This window comes from Streptomyces sp. NPDC046308, assembly GCF_055588065.1.
In genome coordinates, this window is the sequence record NZ_JBVJFB010000007.1 from 50,749 (window position 1) to 72,150 (window position 21,402).

Below are 21,402 nucleotides of genomic sequence, written 5' to 3' on the forward strand. Positions count from 1 at the left end.
ACCCTTCCAGTTCCCGGCGGCCGGACGCCGAAGCCGGGAGCCGTGTCGGGCTTGTCTAGTGCTGTGACCGGAAAGGTTCACCGGGTTGCGACGCTCCCCCAGCTACCGCTGGGAGGTGCCCCCAGGCACGGCACCTCGCCGCGTTGTCGGACCGCGCAAGTACGTCCAGTACGAGCCGCGGCCCTCCGCCTTGCGATCCACCGCACCGGACGCCGCAACCCGGCAAACCTTCCCGGCCACAGCACTAGGCTGGTCGGGTGGAGCCACAGCAGTCACTCGAGTCACTCGCACGGGAGCTCGCCGCGTTGCCCCCCTCCCTCGGCCCGGTGCGCCTGATCGGGATCGACGGGCACGCCGGATCGGGCAAGAGCACCTTCGCGGCGCGGCTCGCCGAAGCGCTGGGGTGCCCCCCGCAGGCCGCGCCCGTGCTGCACCTGGACGACGTGGCCAGCCACGAGGAGCTGTTCGGCTGGGACGCGCGGCTGCGTGCGCAGGTGCTGGAGCCGCTCGCCGCGGGGCGGCCCGCCCACTGGGCTCCGTACGACTGGGTGGAGCGCCGCTTCGGGCCGGAGCGGGTACTGGAGCCGGCGCCGGTGCTGCTGATCGAGGGGGTCGGGGCCGGGCGGCGGGCACTGCGTCCGCACCTGGCGCGGCTGCTGTGGATGGAGACGCCGCGTGCCCAGTCGTGGATGCGGGGGCGAAACCGGGACGGGCGTGAACTTTCCGACTTCTGGGACGGATGGGAGCGCGCGGAGCGCGCGCACTTCTCCAGTGATCCTTCGCGCCCCTACGCCGACACCCTGGTACGCCAGAGTGGTACGGGATACGAGTGGTCTTCCGGGGCCGGAGCGACGGTGGGAACCGCCGCTTCCGTGACCGAGGGTGACGAACTCCCCCGGGCCTGAGCGGGCCTGGAAATCCTCTCCGCTGGGCCTCCACCGACCTGCTTGACCTGGGGCCCGCACCGGCCTTACGTTCTCAATGCGCGCCTTTACCGGCTGCCGCGGACACGAAGCCCCCGATTGTTCCCCCGTGATCGGGGGCTTCGTTCTGCCCGCACACCCCCTCCCCGCAGGCGTCACGCCCGGCCAATCCGCCCCGGTCCTTCACCCTGCGTCACCGGCTGCTCCTGGGGCGCACGCGCGAACCCGGCCCGTCGCGCCCTACGTAAGGTGCGAAACCGCAGGTACGATGCAGCCCTGATTTCATCGGCGCAATGGCGAACTCGCGCGCTCGAAGCGGGGGTTGCCGCGCACCACGGGGGCAGGCTTGTGGGGGACGTGATGGATTTCGGCACGCCGGGCAGCATGCACGCCCCGGCCGAACTCGCCTGGCTGCGCGGAGTCGACGCCTGCACCATGGGGGCGTATCCGCAGGCCGAGGAGGAGTTCCGGGCGGCCGTACGACTCGATCCCTCGATGGCCGACGCCTGGCTGGGGCTGCACGCGCTGCGGGTCGACACCGGCAACGCGTTACTCCGGATGTACGCGCACCGGGACCGCTTCGGCGAACAGCGGGCCCGGCACCGCAGAACGCTGAACTCCTGGTACTGGCTGGGCTGGTGGGTCCAGCCGGTGCTGGAGAGCCGGCGCGACCTGCTGCTCGCCCACGCCTCGCACTGGCTGGACGGCCGCCACGTGCCCGAGCTGGACCAGGCGCTCGCGGCGCTGCCGCCGGTGGACACCGACGCACAGGTGCGGTTCCTGCACGCCTGCCGGGCCTACCTGGTCAAGGACTGGGACCAGTTGGTGCGGCACACCGAGCCGCTGGTGAACGATCCGCTGCTGGGGATCGAGGCGGGCCTGTTCGGCGGGATGGCCCGGGTCCGGCTGGAGATGTACGGGCAGGCGGAGCCGATGCTGTCGGCGGCGCTGATGCGCTGTCGCAGCGAGCAGCCGCAGCGCAAGGAGCTGCGGTACTGGCTGGCGCGGGCGCACGAGGGCACGGGGCGCAGCGCGGCGGCGCTGCCGCTGTACCGGGCGGTGCACCGGGTGGACCCCTCGTTCATGGACACCGCGGCCCGGCTGACGGCCATCGAGGACGGCGACGACACCGACGGCATGGCCGATCTGGCGGGCCTGGCGGGGTACGCCGGGTACGGGGCCTACGCCGGGCACGGCCCCTCCCCCGTCGGCGGGGACTTCGCGGCGGTCGCGCTGGGCGGCGGGCCCGTCCAGGACCTCGCGGCCGACAACCAGGCCGAGCCCGACCCGCCGGCCCCCCCGACGCCCCCGGCGGGCCGGGTGGAGGGCACGCGGCGCAAGGTGCCCGTCCCGCCGCAGGGCGCGCCCGAGGGGCTGCCGGCCGGGCCCTCCGACCCGGTGGCGCTCGCCGAGGCGCTCGCGGAGCTGGAGCGGATGGTCGGCCTGGAACCCGTCAAACGGCAGGTGAAGGCGCTGTCGGCGCAGCTGCACATGGCGCGGCTGAGGGCGGGGCAGGGGCTGCCGGTGCAGCCGCCGAAGCGTCACTTCGTCTTCTCGGGGCCCTCGGGAACGGGCAAGACGACGGTGGCGCGGATCCTGGGGCGGGTCTTCTACGCCCTGGGGTTGCTGGGCGGCGACCATCTGGTGGAGGCCCAGCGGGCGGATCTGGTGGGCGAGTTCCTCGGCCAGACCGCGGTCAAGGCGAACGAGCTGATCGATTCGGCGATCGGCGGGGTGCTGTTCGTGGACGAGGCGTACTCGCTGTCCAACTCGGGCTACAGCAAGGGCGACGCGTACGGCGACGAGGCCCTGCAGGTGCTGCTCAAGCGGGCCGAGGACAACCGGGACCACCTGGTGGTGATCCTGGCGGGTTATCCGGCCGGGATGGACCGGCTGCTGGCGGCCAATCCGGGGCTGTCCTCGCGGTTCACGACCCGGGTGGACTTCCCCAGCTACCGGCCGTTGGAGCTGACCGCGATCGGCGGGGTGCTGGCGGACGCGAACGGGGACCACTGGGACGAGGAGGCGCTGGAGGAGCTGCGCAGCATCAGCGGGCACGTGGTGGAGCAGGGCTGGATCGACGAGCTCGGCAACGGGCGGTTCCTGCGCACGCTGTACGAGAAGAGCTGCGCGTACCGGGATCTGCGGCTGGCGGGCTTCGCGGGCGAGCCGTCGCGGGACGACCTCGCCACGCTCCGGCTGCCGGACCTGATGCAGGCGTACGGGGAGGTCCTGTCGGGCCGCGGGCCGCAGGAGCGGCCGGAGCCGCCGCTATAGGGGGGCGGGCCGGGTGCCGCCGCGCGGGCTCCAGGGGCGCTGCCCCGGGCCGCGCGCCTCGCGCGCCGGTGGGGCCGGATCCGGCTGATGCCGTCCGCCGGGCGCGGCTGCCGCTACGGCAGGTCCACCGGTGCGCCGGAGAACGCCGCTATGGCGTTGATCACCAGCCAGAGGATGGCCAGGGGGATGACGAACCAGAAGATGTACACCGGGCCCTTGCTGCTGCCGGTGGCCCACACCTCGTCCGCCTCGGTGGCGAGGCCGTTCCGCAGGAGAGCGCCGGCCTCCGCCTCGAACTCCGGGTCCGCCTCGGCGAGGTTCAGGAGCGCCGCCGTGAGCCGGTCGGCCGCGTCGGGTGCGGAGGGGTCGCGTTCGAAGGCGTTCAGGAAGGCCAGGCCCTGTTCCGTCAGCCGGTCGCGCAGCAGCGCGCGGAGCCGGCGCGCCACCGGGGAGGCCACGTCCGGGTCCTCGCTCAGCAGGGCCACCATCCTGGCCGCCGTCTCGCCGTGTTCCCCGGACATCCGACCGCCCCCTCCCGCGTACGGTCAGTACTGCCCCGGCACCGGGCCGCCCAACCGGCCGAACCCGCCGCAGGGACGGCGGGTACGGCGGGTTCGGCGACGGGTCACCCGGTCAGTGCCCCCTCCTGGCGGGGACCCGGACGGCCCGGCAGGACGCGGTGTGACGGGTCGCGGACCTCGCCGACCAGCATTTCCAGGACGTCCTCCAGGGCGACCAGGCCGAGGACCCGGCCGCCCGGGTCGGCCACCTGCGCCAGGTGGGTGGCGTCGCGGCGCATGACGCCGAGGGCGTCGTCGAGCGGGACGGTGGCGCACAGCGTGGTCATCCGGCGCCAGACCCGCTGGGGCACGGCCCGTTCCCGGTCCTCCAGGTCCAGTACGTCCTTGACGTGCAGGTAGCCCATGAAGGCGCCGCTGGCGGCGCGGACGGGGAAACGGGAGTAGCCGGTGCGCACGGTCAGCTGCTCGATCTGGCGCGGGGTCACGTCGGGGCCGACCGTGACCAGGCGGTCCCGGTCGAGCAGGACGTCGGTGACGGGGCGGCTGCCCAGTTCCAGGGCGTCCTCCAGCCGCTCCTGCTCGACCGGCTCCAGGAGCCCGGCCTGCCGGGAGTCCTTGAGGAGCCGGCCCAGCTGGGCGGAGGTGTAGACGGCCTCCACCTCGTCCTTGGGTTCGACCTTGAAGAGCTTCAGGACGAGCTTGGCGCAGGCTCCGAGCGCGGTCGTGACCGGCCCGCACAGACGGGCGAAGGCGACCAGGCCGGGGCTGAACCACAGGGCGGTCTTCTCGGGGGCGGCCATGGCGAGGTTCTTGGGGACCATCTCGCCGATGACCAGGTGCAGGAAGACCACGGCGGCGAGCGCGAGGGCGTAGCCGAGCGGGTGGATCAGGCCCTGCGGTACGTGGACGGCATGGAAGACGGGCTCCAGCAGCCGGGCCACGGTGGGTTCGGCGACCGCGCCGAGGGTGAGGGAGCAGATGGTGATGCCGAACTGCGCGGCGGCCATCATGCGGGGCAGGTTCTCCAGGCCGTGGAGCACCTGGCGGGCCCGCTTGGACTCGGCCGCGAGGGGCTCGATCTGGCTGCGCCGTACGGAGACGAGGGCGAACTCGGCACCGACGAAGAAGCCGTTGGCGAGGACCAGCAGCAGGGCGAAGAGGAGCTGGAGCACGTTCATCGGGAGGCGCCTTCCAGCTCGGCCCGTTGCGGGACGCCCTCGCCGCGGCGGCCGGAGCCGAGCGGGGCGGCGCCGTCGGCGGCGGAGGCGGGCCGGTACGTTCCGGCCGCGGGTACCGCCGTCAGCCGGACCAGGCGCACGCGCTCGGCGCGGTTGCGGCCGACCTGGCGGACGGACAGCTTCCAGCCGGGGAGGTCGGCGCGGTCCCCGGGGGCGGGGATCCGGCCGAGCAGGTCGGCGACGAGGCCCGCGACGGTCTCGTACGGGCCTTCGGGCACCTCCAGGCCTATCCGGCGCAGGGTCTGCACCCGGCAGCTGCCGTCGGCCTCCCAGGAGGGGCGGCCGTCCTCCGGGGGTACGGCGGCCAGTTCGGGGCCCTCGTCCTCGGCGAGGTCGTGCTCGTCACGGACCTCGCCGACGAGTTCCTCGACGATGTCCTCCAGCGTGACCACGCCGGCGGTGCCGCCGTACTCGTCGACGACCACGGCCATCGGCTGTTCGCTGCGCAACCGTTCCAGCAGCGGCTGCACCGGCAGGGAGCCGGGCACCAGCAGCGGGGCGACGCAGATCCGGCTCACGGTGGTGCGGTCGCGCTCGGACTCGGGCACGGCGAGGGCGTCCTTGAGGTGGACCACGCCGGTGACCTCGTCGATGCGGTCGCGGTAGACGGGGAAGCGGGACAGGCCCGTGGCGCGGGTCAGGTTGAGCACGTCGGCCGCGGTGGCCGTGTGCATCAGGGCGCTGACCTTCACCCGGGGGGTCATGACGTGCTGGGCCGTGAGCTCGCCCAGCGAGAGGGTCCGTACGAAGAGGTCGGCGGTGTCCTGTTCGAGGGCGCCGGCCTGGGCCGAATGGCGGACCAGGGAGACCAGTTCGCCGGGGGTCCGGGCGGAGGCCATCTCCTCGGTCGGCTCCACGCCGAGCGCCCGCACGAGCCGGTTGGCGACGGCGTTGAGGCCAGCGATGACCGGCCGGAAGGCGCGGGAGAAGGCGTTCTGGGGGCCGGCGACGAAGCGGGCCACCTGGAGCGGCCGGGAGACCGCCCAGTTCTTCGGGACGAGCTCGCCGACGACCATCTGGACGGCGGAGGCGAGCAGCATGCCGATGACGACGGCGACGCCGGGGACGGCCCCGGCGGGCAGGCCGGTGGCACCGATCGGCCCGGCCAGCAGTGCGGCGAGGGCCGGCTCGGCGAGCATACCGACCACGAGGGAGGTGATGGTGATGCCGAGCTGGGTGCCCGAGAGCTGGAAGGAGAGCTCCTTCAGGGCTTCGACCACCGTGCGGGCACGGCGGTCACCGTCGGCCGCGGCGCGCTCGGCCTCGGGTCTCTCCACGGTGACGAGGCCGAATTCGGCTGCCACGAAGAAACCGTTGGCGAGGATCAGGGCGAATGCCGCCGCGAGCAGGAGTAGCGGAATGGTCATGCCGCCGCCTCCGGAGGGAGGGCGGCGCGGGTACTACCGGACGATCCGTCCATTGCTGGAGGGAGTCACTCCTCAAGTCGCAGGTGCCCACGGGCCTCGGGGTCCCGGGGCCGGTGGGAGGGCGCACAGCTGCGCCCCGCCACCAGGGTAGTCATTGAGATCCCGGCCGCAACGGTACGCAGCGACGAGGATCGGTGGTCTCAGTGGTCGTGCGCGCCCGTTCCGCGGCTCTCGGCGAGGGCGCGCAGGGCGCGGGCGTCGCCGATCGCCCGCTGCCTGGCGATGCCCGGCTGGATGCCGAGGGCGGGCAGGCTGGTGCCGTCGTTGAGGTCGAGGAACACCCACGGGTCGCCCGGGCGGAGGTTCACGCGCAGGATCTGCGCCCACTCCAGGCGGCGGGTGGTGGTGATGTTGACGACGGTGACGCCGCTCTCGTCCGCGACCACCTTGGGGCGGCTGAGCAGGACGAGGACGGAGCTCAGCAGCACGGCGGTGAAGAGGAAGCTGATCCGCTCCCCGGTGCTGAGGTTCTCCAGGAGGAAGGCGATCGATCCGATGGTCACGAACATGGCGGTCCCGACGCCCAGCAGGACGGCCCGGGTCCGGTTCGGCCGGAAGGTGACCGGCAGGGCGGGCGTGCGGGGCTGGGCGACGGACTCGGCCATGGTGGTTCGGATGCCTTCTGCGGTGGTGGTGCGGGTGGGACGGGTCAGAGCCGGCAGGCGTGGATCGACGTAGTGAGGATGGCGCGCGCGCCGAGCTCGTACAGGTCGTCCATGATCCGCTGGGCCTCCTTGGCCGGGACCATGGCGCGGACCGCGACCCAGCCCTCGTTGTGCAGCGGGGAGACGGTCGGCGACTCCAGGCCCGGGGTGAGGGCGACCGCGCGCTCCAGGTGCTCGGCGCGGCAGTCGTAGTCCATCATCACGTAGCTGCGGGCGACCAGGACGCCCTGGAGGCGGCGCAGGAACTGCTGGACCTGCGGGTCGTCGGCGTCGGCGCCGTTGCCGCGGATGACGACGGCCTCGGAGGTGAGGATCGGCTCGCCGATGACCTCCAGGCCCGCGTTGCGCAGGCTGGTGCCGGTCTCGACGACGTCCGCGATGATCTGGGCGACGCCGAGCTGGATGGCGGTCTCGACCGCGCCGTCGAGGTGGACGACGGAGGCGTCGATCCCCTTGTCGGCGAGGTGCTTGGCGACGATTCCCTCGTACGAGGTCGCGATCGTCATCCCGTTGAAGTCCTCGGGGCCCTTCGCGGTGCCGGGGGTGGTGGCGTAGCGGAAGGTGGAGCGGCCGAAGTTCAGCGGCAGGATCTCCTCGGCGCTGGCGCCGGAGTCGAGCAGCAGGTCCCGGCCGGTGATGCCGATGTCGAGCTTGCCCGAGGAGACGTAGATCGCGATGTCCTTGGGGCGGAGGTAGAAGAACTCGACCTCGTTCTCGGGGTCGACGACCACGAGCTCCTTGGACTCCTTGCGCATCCGGTAGCCGGCCTCATGGAGCATCGCCGACGCCGGTCCGGAGAGAGAACCCTTGTTGGGGACGGCGATGCGCAGCATGGGGCTTCCTTTGATGCGTGGGTGGTGCGTGCTTACGGGTGGGTGTGCGGGCCGGAGCTCAGAGGTGCGCGTAGACGTCGTCGAGGGAGATCCCGCGCGCCACCATCATCACCTGGACGTGGTAGAGCAGCTGGGAGATCTCCTCGGCGGCGGCTTCCTTGCCCTCGTACTCGGCGGCCATCCAGACCTCGGCGGCCTCCTCGACGACCTTCTTGCCGATGGCATGGACGCCCTTGTGGACGAGCTCGGCGGTACGGGAGGTGCTGGGGTCGCCGTTGGCGGCCTTGAGCTGGAGCTCCGTGAAGAGGTCTTCGAAGCTCTTGGAGGGTTTGTTCGCCATGATGTCCTTAGGGTACGGGCTCACCCGGGTGTCCCCGTGCCGGGGTTCACTCCTTGGACCGGGTCTCCTAGCGCCAGGGTTCGCTGACGGTCCGCAGGGTCATGGCGGTGGAGACGGCGGCGGTGACCGCTTCGTGCCCCTTGTCCTCGTTCGACCCTTCGAGTCCGGCGCGGTCCAGCGCCTGCTCGTCGTTGTCGCAGGTCAGCACTCCGAAGCCGACGGGGACTCCGGTGTCGATCGACACCTGCACCAGGCCCTGGGTGACGCCCTGGCAGACGTAGTCGAAGTGCGGGGTGCCGCCGCGGATGACCACGCCGAGGGCGACGATCGCATCGTAACCGCGACCGGCCAGTACCTTCGCCACGACCGGCAGCTCGAAGCTGCCCGGGACGCGGAGCAGGGTGGGCTCGTCGATGCCGAGCTCGTGCAGGGCCCGCAGGGCACCGTCGACCAGTCCGTCCATGACCTTCTCGTGCCACTGGGCCGCGATCACGGCGACTCGGAGGTCTCCGCAGTTCTTCACGCTCAGTTCGGGTGCGCCCTTGCCGCTCACAGCTCTGCTCCTCGGTGGTTCGTGGATGTACGTACGGGTGGTGGTGCGTGCTTACTGGTTGCCGCAGGCGGACGTGGTCACGGCCCCGTCCAGCCAGGGCAGGTCGTGGCCCATCCGGTCCCGCTTGGTGCGCAGGTACCGCAGATTGTGCTCGCCGGCCTCGACCGGCATGGCCTCCCGGCTGGTGACCTCGATGCCGTGCCGGACGAGGGCCTCGGACTTGTCGGGGTTGTTGGTGAGCAGCCGGACGGTGCGGGCGCCGAGGTCGGCGAGGATCTGCGCGCCGGCGGCGTAGTCGCGGGCGTCGGCGGGCAGGCCCAGCTCCAGGTTGGCGTCGAGGGTGTCGCGGCCGCGCTCCTGGAGCTCGTACGCGCGCAGCTTGGACAGCAGTCCGATGCCGCGGCCCTCGTGGCCGCGCAGGTAGACGACGACCCCGCGGCCCTCGGCCTTGATCCGCTCCATGGAGGCGTGCAGCTGGGGGCCGCAGTCGCAGCGCTGGGAGGCGAAGATGTCGCCGGTCAGGCATTCGGAGTGCATGCGGACCAGGAGGTCGCCGCCGTCGCCGATCTCGCCGTGGACGAGGGCGACGTGCTCGACTCCGTCGACGGTGGAGCGGTAGCCGTAGGCCGTGAACTCGCCGAAGGCGGTCGGGAGGCTGACCTCGGCCTCGCGGCGCACGGTGGGCTCGGCGGAGCGGCGGTAGGCGATCAGGTCCTCGATGGAGATGATCGTCAGGCCGTGCTTGCGGGCGAAGGGGATCAGCTCGGGCAGGCGCAGCATGACGCCGTCCTCGCCGGCGATCTCGACGATGGCACCGGCCGGGCGCAGGCCCGCGAGGCGGGCGAGGTCGACGGCGGCCTCGGTGTGGCCGTTGCGGACCAGGACGCCGCCGGGCTTGGCGCGCAGCGGGAAGATGTGGCCGGGGCGGACGAAGTCGGCGGGGCCGCAGACCCCGTCGGCGAGGAGCCGCAGGGTGGTGGCGCGGTCGGCGGCCGAGATGCCGGTGGAGACGCCGTGGGCGGCGCTCGCGTCCACGGAGACGGTGAAGGCGGTCTTCATCGACTCGGTGTTGTTCTGGACCATCTGGGGGAGTTCGAGCCGGTCCAGCTCGGGGCCCTCCATGGGGGCGCAGATCAGGCCTCGGCACTCGCTCATCATGAAGGCGATGATCTCCGGGGTGGCCTTCTCGGCGGCGATGACGAGGTCGCCCTCGTTCTCGCGGTCCTCGTCGTCGACGACGACGACCGGCCGGCCCGCCGCGATGTCGCGGATGGCCTGCTCGACCGGGTCGAGGAGGAAGGTCTCTTCGGGGATGTCGGGCACGGGCTTGAGGCTGGTCATGCCGTTGCTCCTTCCAGGGCCGTGGCGGGGGTGGTGGTGCGCGAGCGCCGGTACCAGTCGTAGGCGCCCCAGACGACGAGCGCGAAGTACACGACGTAGACGAGGCCGGAGAAGACCAGGCCGCCGTTGAAGGCGAGGGGGACGCCGACCAGGTCGACGAGGAGCCAGGCGATCCAGAACTCGACGAGGCCGCGGGCCTGGGCGACCATCGCGACGATGGTGCCGACAAAGATGTACGCGTCGGCCCACGGGCTCCAGGACAGGTCCGGGTAGAGCGTGAACAGGCCGCCGACGGCGAGGGTGCCGAGCGCCGCCCCGCCGAGGAGCAGTCCGCGCTCCTTCCAGCCGGCGGTGCGCACGGCGATGGAGCCGTCCTGGGCCTGCTGCCGGCCGAGCTGCCAGGCGCGCCAGCCCCAGGCGGCCACGCCGATGACCAGGAGCTGCTTGCCGACGCCGCCCGCGAGGTGGGCGGAGGCGTAGGCGGCGATGAGGATCAGGCCGGAGAGGAGCTGGGCGGGCCAGGTCCATATGGAGCGGCGCCAGCCGAGCGCGAGGGCGGCCAGGCCCATCAGGTTGCCGATCATGTCGGACCAGATGACCTTCTGCCCGAACACGGTGAAGGCCTCGGCGTTGAGCCAGGTCAGGGCGGTCACCGGCCGTCTCCCGTCGGATTCGCGTGCAGCGGGTCCACGCCGGCGGCCAGGAGGCGCTCGACGTACTTCGCGAGGACGTCCACCTCCAGGTTGACGGGGTCGCCGGCCTGCTTGGTGCCGAGCGTGGTCAGGGCCAGGGTGGTGGGGATGAGGCTGATGGTGAACCAGTCGGCGGCGGCCTCGACCACGGTGAGGCTGACGCCGTCGACGGTGATGGAGCCCTTCTCGACGACGTAGCGGGAGAGGTTCTCCGGGAGGGCGACCTTGACGATCTCCCAGTGCTCGGAGGGGGTCCGGGAGAGGATCTCGCCGGTGCCGTCCACGTGCCCCTGGACCAGGTGGCCGCCGAGCCGTCCGCCGAGGGCCATCGGGCGCTCCAGGTTGACCCGGGAGCCCTCGGTGAGGGCGCCGAGGCTGGAGCGGTTGAGGGTCTCCTGCATGACGTCGGCGGTGAACTCGCCGTCGGCGGTCTCCACGACGGTCAGGCAGACGCCGTTGACGGCGATGGAGTCGCCGTGCTTGGCGCCCTCGGTGACGAGGGGGCCGCGCAGCCGGAAGCGGGAGGCCTCCTCGAGCTGCTCGACGGCGGTGACCTCGCCCAGTTCTTCGACGATTCCGGTGAACACTCAGTGCTCCTTCGGGGCGGTGGTGGGGATGGCGGTGATGCGCAGGTCGGGGCCCACGCGGACGGCCTCGGTGATGTCGAGGCGGAGCGCCTGGGAGATGTTCGTGATGCCGGCGTCGCCGAAGGCGGCGGGGCCGGCGCCGAGCAGGGCCGGGGCGAGGTAGCCGACGACCCGGTCGACGGCCCCGCCCTCGGCGAAGGCGCCCGCCAGGGTGGGGCCGCCCTCCAGGAGGAGGGAGCGCACGCCGCGGTCGTACAGCTCCGTCAGGAGCCGGTGGAGCGGGATCCGGCCGTCGTGCAGGGGCAGCCGGAGCAGGTCGACGCCGGGCAGGTGGCGGGTGTCGGCGTCCTCGGCGACGACCAGCAGCGTGGGCGCGGAGTCGTCGAGGACGCGGGCGCCGGGCCGGAGTCCGGCGTGGGTGTCGAGGGCCACGCGCAGGGGCTGGGTGGCTCCGGCGATGCCGCGTACGGCCAGGTGCGGGTCGTCGGCGCGCAGGGTGCCGCCGCCCACCAGGACGGCGTCGGCCTCGGCGCGCAGCCGGTGGACGTCGGCGCGGGACTCGGCGGAGCTGATCCAGCGGCTGGTGCCGTCGGCGGCGGCGCTGCGGCCGTCGAGGGTGGCGGCGTACTTCCAGGTCACGTGGGGACGGCCGAGCCGTACGGAGGTCAGCCAGGCGGTGTTGCCGGCCTCGGCCTCGGCTTCCAGGAACCCGGCCTCGGTGTCGATCCCGGCGGCGCGCAGCGTGGCCGCGCCACCGCTGGCCTGCGGGTTCGGGTCGGAGACGGCGTAGACCACGCGGGCGATGCCGGCCTCGACGAGGGCGCGGGCGCAGGGTCCCGTACGGCCGGTGTGGTTGCAGGGTTCGAGAGTGACGTAGGCGGTGGCGCCGCGGGCCGCGTCGCCCGCGGCGCGCAGGGCGTTGACCTCGGCGTGCGGGCCGCCGGCCCGTTCGTGCCAGCCCTCGCCCACGACGGTGCCGGAGGCGTCGGTGATGACGCAGCCGACGACGGGGTTGGGGCTGGTGGAGCCGAGTCCGCGGGCGGCGAGCTCGACGGCTCGGCGCATGGCACGGGTACCCGCGTCGGATGCGGGTGCTGCGTGCGCGGCGTGTGTCGCCACCGGGTCCTCCTGCCTCATCGGGCACGGACTCCGGGGCCTGTCGGGATACGACAGATGAAGCGGTCCAGCTCACTGGGGGACGCCGAGGCCGGAAAACGGTCCGATCGGGCATGTCCGCAGGGATATGCCGATGAACCGCCGACGGCGGCGTACCTGTGTCTGGCCCGCCGCGCACTGCCTCCCATCCGGACTTTAACCGTCGGTCCAGGAATCTCACCTGGTCAACCGGCCGCTGGCTGCGGACGGGTCGCGGACTATAACCGCCGGTTCGGAATTACACCGACCCCGGAGTGCGCTGCTACTGGTACTCCAGCCAGTTTGCCACGGGTGATCCGCCGCCACGCAGGCGATGCGGTGTGGCCTGGCTCACAGCGAGTCGCCGCCCGTGCGGACTTCGTCAAGTGGGACGGGCTTGGTCCAGACCTATTGACGAGGTGGTCTAGTCCTCTTAACGTTCCCTTCATCTTCCCGGGAACGGCCCGTCCGATGTGCGCACGTCACGGGCCAACACGCTTGTCCACCAACCCGGTTGATTCCTGTTGTGTCCAGCTGTGTCCTGCATCCTCCCCTCCCCAGGAGGCACAATGCCGTCCCCCACACGTACGAGAGCGATGCTCCTGGCATCCGGCGCCGCAATCGCCGGACTCCTGGTGGGCGGGCTCTCGACGGGCGTCTCGCACGCGGCCGACAACGAGACCTGTCGCCCCGACGGGCTGTACAAGACCGCCGGCGTCGACGTCCCGTACTGCTCGGTCTACGACTCCGAGGGCCGCGAGAAGATGGGCGCCGACCACCAGCGCCGCGTCATCGGCTACTTCACCGGCTGGCGCACCGGCAAGGACGGCGCCCCCGCCTACCTCGCCAACAACATCCCGTGGTCCAAGGTCACCCACCTGAACTACGCCTTCGCCCACGTGGGCGCCGACAACAAGATCTCGGTCGGCTCGGACGGCGTGAACAACGCCGCCACCGGGACGACCTGGCCCGGCGTCGCGGGCGCCGAGATGGACCCGGCCCTCCCCTACAAGGGCCACTTCAACCAGCTGACCAAGTTCAAGAAGCAGTACCCGAACGTCAAGACGCTGATCTCGGTCGGCGGCTGGGCGGAGACCGGCGGCTACTTCGGCGACGACGGCAACCGCGTCGCCTCCGGCGGCTTCTACTCGATGGCCACCAACGCCGACGGCTCGGTCAACCAGGCCGGTATCGACACCTTCGCGGACTCCTCGGTCGAGTTCGTCCGCAAGTACGGCTTCAACGGCGTCGACATCGACTACGAGTACCCGACCACCATGAAGGACGCGGGCAACCCGCTGGACTGGCAGCTCTCCAACGCCCGCCGGGCCGGCCTCGTCCAGGGCTACGCCGCCCTCATGAAGTCGCTGCGCGAGAAGCTGGACCGCGCGGGCGCCGCCGACGGCAGGCACTACCTGCTCTCCGTCGCCGCCCCCTCCTCCGGCTACCTGCTGCGGGGCATGGAGACCTTCCAGGTGCAGAAGTACCTGGACTACGTCAACATCATGTCCTACGACCTGCACGGCGCCTGGAACGAGTACGTCGGCCCCAACGCCTCGCTCTTCGACGACGGCAAGGACGGCGAGCTGGCCGCCGCGGGCGTGTACTCCACCTCCCAGTACGGCGGCATCGGCTACCTCAACACCGACTGGGCGTACCACTACTTCCGCGGCTCGATGCCGGGCGGCCGCATCAACATCGGCCTGCCCTACTACACCCGCGGCTTCAAGAACGTGCAGGGCGGCACCGACGGCCTGTGGGGCAAGGCCCCCGCGACCACCTGCCCGGCCGGCGCGGGCCTGACCAAGTGCGGTGACGGCGCGGTCGGCATCGACAACCTGTGGCACGACAAGGACACCAACGGGGCCGAGTCCCCGGCCGGGTCCAATCCCATGTGGCACGCCAAGAACCTGGAGAAGGGGGTCGTCGGCGACTACGTCACCAAGTACGGCTTCCCGGCCAACACCACACTGACCGGCACCTACGTCCGCAAGTACGACTCCACCCTGGTGGCGCCGTGGCTGTGGAACGCGCAGAAGAAGGTGTTCCTCTCGACGGAGGACGAGCAGTCGGTGGCCGCCAAGGCCGACTACGTGGTGAACAAGGGCATCGGCGGCACGATGGTCTGGGAGCTCGCGGGCGACTACGCGTACAACGCGGCCAAGGGCCAGTACGAGATGGGCGACACGCTCACCGACGCGATGTACCAGAAGTTCAAGTCGGCCTCGCCGTACGGCGCGAAGAAGGCGGGCGCCACCGCGCTGCCGAGCCGGGCCGTGAACATCAGGACGGAGTTCACCGAGTTCAAGCTGGGCGACTCCAACTACCCGCTCACCCCCAAGCTCAAGATCACCAACAACACGAACACGACGCTGCCCGGCGGCACCGAGTTCCAGTTCGACTACGGGACCTCGGCCCCGGACAACGCCTCCGACCAGTCGGGCTTCGGCACGAAGGTGATCAGCAGCGGCCACACCGGCAGCAACGTCGGCGGTCTGAAGGGCGACTTCCAGCGGGTCTCCCTGAAGCTCCCGGCCTGGCAGACGCTGGCCCCGGGCGCCTCGGTCGACCTGGCCTTCAACTACTACCTGCCCGTCTCCACGCCCTCCAACTGGACGGTGAACATCTCCGGCACCACCTACGCCCTCGCCGGGGACCTGGCGCGCGGCACCACGGTGACGGAACCGGGCGGCACCCAGCCGCCGACCACCCCGCCCACCACTCCCCCGACCACGCCGCCCACCACCCCTCCGCCGACGGGCGGGACGTGCACGGGCCCGGCGTACGTGGCGGGCACGGTCTACAACAGCGGCAACGTCGTCTCGCACAAGGGCCACACCTGGAAGGCCCAGTGGTGGACGCAGAACGAGGAGCCAGGCACCACCGGTGAATGGGGTGTCTGGAAGGACCAGGGCGCCTGCTGACCCTGATCCGCGCGTGAGCGGGTGAGGACCCGGTGGCCCGGCGGCCACCGGGTCCTCGCCCGTGCCTACGCTGTCCCGGTGAGCACCCACGCCACCGCGACCGACGCGGTCTTCGAGGAACACCGGCCCCGGATGTTCGGCATCGCCTACCGCATGCTCGGCTCCGCCGCGGAGGCCGAGGACACCGTGCAGGACGCGTACCTGCGCTGGGCATCGGCGGACCGCGGGGACGTCGGGCACCCGGGGGCCTGGCTCGCCAAGGTCGTCACCAACCTGTGCCTCAACCAGCTCACCTCGGCGCGGGCCCGGCGCGAGGAGTACGTGGGCCCCTGGCTGCCCGAGCCGGTCCTCACCGGGGACGGGACGCTGGGCCCGCTGGAGTCGGCGGAGCAGCGGGACAGCGTGTCCATGGCCCTGCTGGTGCTGATGGAGCAGCTCACGCCGGTGGAGCGGGCGGTGTACGTACTGCGCGAGGCCTTCGCGTACGGCCACCGGGAGATCGCCGGGCTGCTCGACCTCTCCGAGGCCAACTGCCGCCAGCTGTACCGTCGGGCGGCCGCGCGCGTGGCGGCCCCGCGGCCGCGTTTCCGGCCCGACCCCGCGCAGTGGCAGGGCCTGGTGGACACCTTCATGTCGGCGGCGCGCAGCGGGGACGTGTCCCGGCTGGAGAGCATGCTGACGGCGGACGTGCGGTACGTGTCGGACGGCGGCGGCGTGGTCAACGCGGCGCGGCGGCCGATCCTGGGCCGCGACAAGGTGGCCCGCTTCGCGATCGGCGCGCTGGGCAAGTACGTGGCGGGCCTGCCGGTCACCCTCACGGAGGTCAACGGGGCGCCCGCGCTGCTGTTCGGGGAGGCGGCGGTCCTGCTGATCGAGTTCGAGGACGGCCTGGTCAGCGGGATGCAGGCGGTCGTGAACCCGGAGAAGCTGCACTTCCTGCGGCGCCAGCTGTCACATTCCTGACGGCTGTCCGGTCCCAGCTGGCGAAGGCGTTTCTCCAGGGAAGGACGGACGGACCATGAGCACCATCCTCGTCACCGGCGGCACGGGAACCCTCGGATCGCAGGTCGTCACCCGGCTGCGGGACGCGGGCCACGAGGTCCGCGTCCTGAGCCGGCGCTCCCCGGACCACCCCGTCGACCTGCGCGACGGCGCCGGGCTGGACGCGGCGATGGCGGGCGCCGAGGTCGTGGTGCACTGCGCGAGCAGCCCGCGCGGCGGGGACGACACGGCGGCGGGCCACCTCGTCGAGGCGGCCCGGCGGGCGGGGGTCGGGCACCTCGTCTACATCTCGATCGTGGGCGTGGACCGGGTGCCGTACTCGTACTACCAGGTCAAGCACAAGGTCGAGCGGATGCTGGAGGAGTCGGGCCTGGGCTGGACGGTGCTGCGCACCACTCAGTTCCACGACCTCGTCCACGGCTACTTCCGGGTGATGGCGAAGCTGCCGGTCCTGCTGGTGCCCGCGGGGACGCGGGACCAGCCGATCTCGGTCGAGGAGGTCGCGGACCGGCTGGCGGGCCTCGCGGTCGCACCGCCGGCGGGGCGGGTGCCGGACATGGGCGGCCCCGAGGCCCGCGACATGACCGACCTGGCCCGGGCCTACCTCCGCGGCACGGGCCGCCGCCGCCCGGTCCTCCCGGTCCGCCTGCCGGGCAAGGCCGGCGCGGCCTTCCGCCGCGGCGGGCACCTGGCGCCGGGGCACGCCGTCGGCAAGGCCACGTTCGAGGACTTCCTGGCCCGGCGCTGACGGGCTCCCGCCTGGGGCTGCCGCCGCCTCCCGGTGCGGCTCCAAGCCCGGGGCTCCGCCCCGCACCCCGCGCCTCAAACGCCGGCGAGGCTGAATGGGTGCGGCCCAGCTGGACACTGCGGCTCAAAGGTTGCCTGCGCCGCGCGAATGCAGCCCCTCCGGCGTTTGAGGAGCGGGTCCGGGCGGAGCCCGGCGGGGTGCGGGGCGGGGCCCCGGGCCCTACCCCCCGAACAGCACCTCCTGCGCCGCCTCGCGGGCGGCCAGGCGGGCGCCCGTGAGGACCGCCCGGTCACCGAGTGCGGTGGCGCGGACCTCGGTCGGGACCGGGGTCAGGGTGGCGAGGCGAGCGGCGACGCGGGCGGCCAGCGCGTCGCCCCCCGCGCGGCCGAGCTCACCGCCGAGGACCACGCAGCCCGGGTCGAGGACCGCCGCCACGGCCGCGGCGCCGAGGGCGAGCCGTTCGGCCAGGGCGTCCAGAAACGCGTCTCCGGCCGCCCCGGCCACCGCCTCCTCCGCCGGCCCCCGGAAGCCGTGTTCCGCCGCGAGCGCGACGACCGCCTCCCGGCCCGCCAGGGCGTGGAAGCCGCCCCCGCACTCGGCGGCCGACGGCAGGGTTCCGGTGCCGGGTACCGGGAGGAAGCCGATCTCGCCGGCCCCGCCGGAGGCGCCCCGGCGCAGCCGGCCGTCCAGGACCACCGCCGCGCCCACGCCCGCGCCGAGCCACAGCAGCACGAAGGAGTCCAGGTCGCTGGCGACGCCCAGGCGCTGTTCGGCGAGGGCGGCGAGGTTGGTCTCGTTCTCGACCACCACGACGGCGGGCAGGGTGCGCTGCAGGGCGCCCACCAGGTCGCGGTGCCAGGCGGGCAGGCCGATGGTGTCGCGGAGTTCGCCGGTGGCCGGAGTGACCAGGCCGGGGGCTCCGATGACGACGGTGTGCAGGGCGGACGCGCCGGCCTCGTGCGCGGTGCGCAGCAGGGCCGCGACCGCGTCCTCGGGTGCGCCGACGGGCAGGGCGGCCTCGGCCAGGGGCCGGCCGAGGAGGTCGGTGACGACGGCGGTGACCCGGTCGGTGCGGACGTCCAGGGCGGCCAGGTGGGCGCGGTCGGCGACGATCCCGTACAGCTTGGCGTTGGGCCCGCGCCGCTGTTCGCCGGACTCGCCGACGACCTCGATCAGCCCGGCTCCGGTGAGGCGGTCGACGAGGTCGGCGACCGAGGGGCGGGAGAGGCCGGTCATGGACTTGAGCTGGGCGGCCGTCAGCGGCCCGGACTCCTGGAGGAGCCGCAGGGCGAGGCGGTCGTTGAGGGCCCGGGCCGTGCTGGGCGAGGCGGGGGACGGCACCGGGGCGGAGGACGGTACCGAGGCGGGGGCGGAAGTCACGGCGCCCATCCTAGGGAGTCGGGGCCATTATCTATCAGGCAGGGTCCCTGATAGTTTAATGGCCATGACCGGGGACAACGACCTCAGCCCGGCGCGCCTGCGCCATGCCCGTTTCGCCATCGCGGCCGTCTTCTGCGCCCACGGCGCCGTCACCGGCTCCTTCGCCACCCGCATCCCCTGGATCCAGGACCACGCCCAGCTCGGCGCGGGCACCCTCGGGCTCGCCCTCGCCTTCCCCGCCCTCGGTGCGGCGCTCGCGATGCCGCTGGCCGGGCGGATCAACCACCGGTTCGGCGCGCGCACCGCCCTGCGGGGGCTGCTGGCGATGTGGACGCTCTCCCTGATCCTGCCGAGCCTCGCCCCGAACCTGCCCGTCCTCTGCCTGGCCCTGCTCGTCTACGGGGCCACCGCCGGCATGTCGGACGTGGCGATGAACGCGCTGGGCGTGGAGACCGAGAACCGGCTGGGCCACTCGATCATGTCCTCGCTGCACGGCATGTGGAGCGTGGGCGCGCTGCTCGGATCGGCCGCCGGCACGGTCGCCGCGCACACCGGGACCGACGCCCGGCTGCACCACCTGGTCGCCGCCCTCGTCCTCACCGCGGCCGGGCTGATCGCCGTGGGCGGCGTACTGGACCTGCGCAGCGACGCGGAGGCGCCGGCACCGCCGCACTTCGCGCTGCCCCCGAAGTCCGCGCTGTTCATCGGGGCCATCGGCTTCTGCGCGGTCTTCGCCGAGGGCGCGAGCCTGGACTGGTCGGCGGTGTACCTGCGGGACGTGCTGCACACGGACGCCGGGCTGGCGGCCGCCTCCACCACCGCCTTCGCGCTCACCATGGCCGTGGCCCGGCTCGCCGGGGACCGGGTGGTGGACCGGTTCGGGCCGGTGCGCACCGTTCGGGCGGGCGGCGTGCTGGCCACGGCGGGCGGGCTGCTCGTGGTCCTGGTGCGGCATCCGGGGGCGGCACTGGCCGGCTTCGGGATGATCGGGCTCGGCATCGCGGTGGTGGTCCCGCTGGCCTTCGCCGCGGCGGGGCGCAGCGGTCCGGCCCCGGCGCAGGCCATCGCGGGCGTCGCGACGATCACGTACACCTCGGGGCTGATCGCGCCGTCGGCGATCGGCGCGGTGGCCGACGCGAGTTCGCTGGTGGTGTCCTTCGGACTGGTCACGCTGCTGGCCTTCGCGCTGGTCGTGGGCGCCGCGGTACTGCGCCCGCGGCCGCCGGTGGGGCAGTCTGGGGGCGGGACCGGCGAGAAGGCCGGTCCGGCCGATCGGGACGAACCCATCGATATCCGGCCGTAATATGTCGACTGGCCGCAGCGGCACTTCCCGTGCGCTGCGGCCTCGACATGTCAGCGGCCGGAGCCGGGAAGTGTCCGGGGAAGAGGAGTGGAACATGGGCCTCGGCGTGGGCTGGACCCTGCACGGAGACGGGCGGACCCCCGCCCCCGGCGCGGTGGTCCGGCCGGAGGAGCGGCTGTCGTGGCCGCGGACCGCCGGGCTGGGCGCCCAGCACGTCGTGGCGATGTTCGGCGCCAGTTTCGTCGCACCGGTCCTGATGGGCCTGGACCCGAACCTGGCCATCATGATGTCCGGCGTCGCGACGGTGATCTTCCTCCTCGCGACGCGCGGCCGGGTCCCCTCCTACCTGGGCTGCTCCCTGTCCTTCGTCGGTGTCGCGGCGGCGATCCGGGCGTCGGGCGGGGACAGCGCGGTCGTCACGGGCTCCGTGTTCGTCGTCGGCGTGGCGCTGTTCCTGGCCGGGCTGGCCGTTCAGCGCTTCGGGGCGCGCGTCATCCACACGGCGATGCCGCCCATCGTGACGGGTGCGGTGGTGATGCTGATCGGCTTCAACCTGGCTCCGGTGACGGCGTCGACGTACTGGCCGCAGGACCAGTGGACGGCGTTGCTGACCATGCTGTTCACCGGCTTCGCCGTGGTCTGCCTGCGCGGCTTCTGGTCGCGCATCGCCATCTTCCTGGGCCTGGTCTTCGGGTACACGATCTCCTGGCTCTCGGACCTGCTCTTCGGGAAGATCCACTCGACGGTGGGCGGCGGGGCGGCCGTGGACCACTGGCGCCTGGACCTCTCCGGGGTCGCGAAGGCCGACTGGATCGGCTTGCCGTCCTTCCACGGGCCGTCCTTCGAGTGGTCGGCGATCCTGATCGCACTGCCCGTGGTGATCGCGCTGATCGCCGAGAACGCGGGGCACATCAAGGCCGTGGGCGAGATGACCGGCGACCCCCTCGACGACGAGCTGGGCACGGCCATCGCGGCGGACGGCGCCGCGTCCATGCTGTCCACGGCGGTCGGCGGCCCGCCGAACACCACGTACTCCGAGAACATCGGCGTCATGGCGGCCACCCGGGTGTACTCCACGGCGGCCTACTGGGCGGCGGCCGGATTCGCGCTGCTCTTCGGCCTGTGCCCCAAGTTCGGCGCGGTCGTCGCCGCGATCCCGGGCGGCGTGCTCGGCGGCATCACCGTGATCCTGTACGGGATGATCGGCCTGCTCGGCGCCCAGATCTGGATCAACGGCGGGGTGGACCTGCGCAATCCGCTGAACCTGGTGCCGGCCGCGGCGGGCATCATCATCGGCGTCGGCGGGGTGAAGCTCCAGATCACCGACACCTTCGAACTGGGCGGCATCGCGCTGGGCACGATCGTGGTGATCGGGGGCTATCACGCGCTGCGCTGCTTCGCCCCCGCGCACCTGAAGCCGCAGGAGCCGCTGCTCGACGCGGGCACCTCCGCGTACGACGACGGCGGGGAGGCGCAGGACAAGCCCCGTTGACGGGGTTTCGCCCGAACCGGGG

General features: G+C 72.7%; 19 protein-coding genes and 1 riboswitch. Of the genes, 7 read left to right on the plus strand and 12 right to left on the minus strand.

The annotated features are described in order from the left end of the window. Positions 1 to 257 precede the first annotated feature (257 nt). Both ACZ6JT_RS26175 and ACZ6JT_RS26180 read left to right on the plus strand, forming a co-directional pair. Positions 258 to 905, plus strand: a complete 648-nt coding sequence (locus ACZ6JT_RS26175; RefSeq protein ID WP_469213370.1) for a uridine kinase family protein — start codon at positions 258 to 260, stop codon at positions 903 to 905. Between the two features lie 378 nt (positions 906 to 1,283). Further along, entirely contained in the window at positions 1,284 to 3,200 is a 1,917-nt protein-coding gene (locus ACZ6JT_RS26180; RefSeq protein WP_469213372.1) for an AAA family ATPase, read from the plus strand. A 113-nt stretch (positions 3,201 to 3,313) separates the two neighbouring features. Here the strand turns inward: ACZ6JT_RS26180 and ACZ6JT_RS26185 are convergent, their stop codons facing one another. From ACZ6JT_RS26185 to ribD, 11 genes are all read right to left on the minus strand, one after another. Next, complete coding sequence (locus ACZ6JT_RS26185) at positions 3,314 to 3,721, minus strand: hypothetical protein (protein WP_469213374.1); 408 nt, start codon at positions 3,719 to 3,721, stop codon at positions 3,314 to 3,316. Positions 3,722 to 3,825: 104 nt separating this feature from the next. Next, the gene (locus ACZ6JT_RS26190; RefSeq protein WP_469213376.1) at positions 3,826 to 4,899 is read right to left on the minus strand and encodes a hemolysin family protein; all 1,074 of its coding nucleotides are present in this window, start codon (positions 4,897 to 4,899) and stop codon (positions 3,826 to 3,828) included. Beyond that, positions 4,896 to 6,326 carry a hemolysin family protein gene (locus ACZ6JT_RS26195; protein ID WP_469213387.1) on the minus strand — a complete coding sequence of 477 codons (1,431 nt, stop codon included), beginning with the start codon at positions 6,324 to 6,326 and terminating at the stop codon, positions 4,896 to 4,898. The genes ACZ6JT_RS26190 and ACZ6JT_RS26195 overlap by 4 nt, the downstream gene beginning before the upstream one ends. Before the next feature lie 200 nt (positions 6,327 to 6,526). Continuing rightward, on the minus strand, positions 6,527 to 6,991 hold the full coding sequence (locus ACZ6JT_RS26200) for a PH domain-containing protein (protein ID WP_469213389.1): 465 nt from the start codon (positions 6,989 to 6,991) through the stop codon (positions 6,527 to 6,529). Positions 6,992 to 7,035: 44 nt separating this feature from the next. Further along, on the minus strand, positions 7,036 to 7,884 hold the full coding sequence (gene hisG / locus ACZ6JT_RS26205; protein ID WP_469213391.1) for an ATP phosphoribosyltransferase: 849 nt from the start codon (positions 7,882 to 7,884) through the stop codon (positions 7,036 to 7,038). A 58-nt stretch (positions 7,885 to 7,942) separates the two neighbouring features. Continuing rightward, on the minus strand, positions 7,943 to 8,224 hold the full coding sequence (locus ACZ6JT_RS26210) for a phosphoribosyl-ATP diphosphatase (protein WP_030706574.1): 282 nt from the start codon (positions 8,222 to 8,224) through the stop codon (positions 7,943 to 7,945). Positions 8,225 to 8,291: 67 nt separating this feature from the next. Then, complete coding sequence (gene ribH, locus ACZ6JT_RS26215) at positions 8,292 to 8,777, minus strand: 6,7-dimethyl-8-ribityllumazine synthase (RefSeq protein WP_007262951.1); 486 nt, start codon at positions 8,775 to 8,777, stop codon at positions 8,292 to 8,294. A 51-nt stretch (positions 8,778 to 8,828) separates the two neighbouring features. Next, a complete protein-coding gene (locus ACZ6JT_RS26220; protein WP_469213393.1) occupies positions 8,829 to 10,118 on the minus strand; it encodes a bifunctional 3,4-dihydroxy-2-butanone-4-phosphate synthase/GTP cyclohydrolase II in 1,290 nt (429 codons plus the stop codon). Further along, a complete protein-coding gene (locus ACZ6JT_RS26225) occupies positions 10,115 to 10,771 on the minus strand; it encodes a nicotinamide mononucleotide transporter family protein (RefSeq protein WP_469213395.1) in 657 nt (218 codons plus the stop codon). Before ACZ6JT_RS26225 ends, ACZ6JT_RS26220 begins: the two co-directional genes overlap by 4 nt. Beyond that, entirely contained in the window at positions 10,768 to 11,397 is a 630-nt protein-coding gene (locus ACZ6JT_RS26230) for a riboflavin synthase (RefSeq protein WP_469213397.1), read from the minus strand. Before ACZ6JT_RS26230 ends, ACZ6JT_RS26225 begins: the two co-directional genes overlap by 4 nt. Then, positions 11,398 to 12,534, minus strand: coding sequence for a bifunctional diaminohydroxyphosphoribosylaminopyrimidine deaminase/5-amino-6-(5-phosphoribosylamino)uracil reductase RibD (gene ribD, locus ACZ6JT_RS26235; RefSeq protein ID WP_469213399.1), 1,137 nt, complete (start codon positions 12,532 to 12,534; stop codon positions 11,398 to 11,400). It abuts the gene before it with no gap. A gap of 149 nt (positions 12,535 to 12,683) precedes the next feature. Next, positions 12,684 to 12,814: riboswitch (FMN riboswitch) on the minus strand. Positions 12,815 to 13,100: 286 nt separating this feature from the next. On the opposite strand from ribD, the gene ACZ6JT_RS26240 reads away from it, so the two are divergent. The 3 genes from ACZ6JT_RS26240 to ACZ6JT_RS26250 all read left to right on the plus strand — a co-directional run bounded on the left by ACZ6JT_RS26240 (position 13,101) and on the right by ACZ6JT_RS26250 (position 17,205). After that, complete coding sequence (locus ACZ6JT_RS26240; protein WP_469213401.1) at positions 13,101 to 15,455, plus strand: chitinase C-terminal domain-containing protein; 2,355 nt, start codon at positions 13,101 to 13,103, stop codon at positions 15,453 to 15,455. Positions 15,456 to 15,533: 78 nt separating this feature from the next. Continuing rightward, complete coding sequence (locus ACZ6JT_RS26245) at positions 15,534 to 16,418, plus strand: RNA polymerase sigma-70 factor (protein WP_469213402.1); 885 nt, start codon at positions 15,534 to 15,536, stop codon at positions 16,416 to 16,418. A gap of 55 nt (positions 16,419 to 16,473) precedes the next feature. Next, entirely contained in the window at positions 16,474 to 17,205 is a 732-nt protein-coding gene (locus ACZ6JT_RS26250) for an SDR family oxidoreductase (RefSeq protein WP_469213403.1), read from the plus strand. Positions 17,206 to 17,424: 219 nt separating this feature from the next. Here the strand turns inward: ACZ6JT_RS26250 and ACZ6JT_RS26255 are convergent, their stop codons facing one another. Next, positions 17,425 to 18,594, minus strand: a complete 1,170-nt coding sequence (locus ACZ6JT_RS26255; RefSeq protein ID WP_469213404.1) for an ROK family transcriptional regulator — start codon at positions 18,592 to 18,594, stop codon at positions 17,425 to 17,427. Between the two features lie 55 nt (positions 18,595 to 18,649). On the opposite strand from ACZ6JT_RS26255, the gene ACZ6JT_RS26260 reads away from it, so the two are divergent. Then, the gene (locus ACZ6JT_RS26260; protein ID WP_469213406.1) at positions 18,650 to 19,888 is read left to right on the plus strand and encodes an MFS transporter; all 1,239 of its coding nucleotides are present in this window, start codon (positions 18,650 to 18,652) and stop codon (positions 19,886 to 19,888) included. A 94-nt stretch (positions 19,889 to 19,982) separates the two neighbouring features. Next, positions 19,983 to 21,380, plus strand: coding sequence for a uracil-xanthine permease family protein (locus ACZ6JT_RS26265; protein ID WP_469213408.1), 1,398 nt, complete (start codon positions 19,983 to 19,985; stop codon positions 21,378 to 21,380). Positions 21,381 to 21,402: the final 22 nt, after the last annotated feature.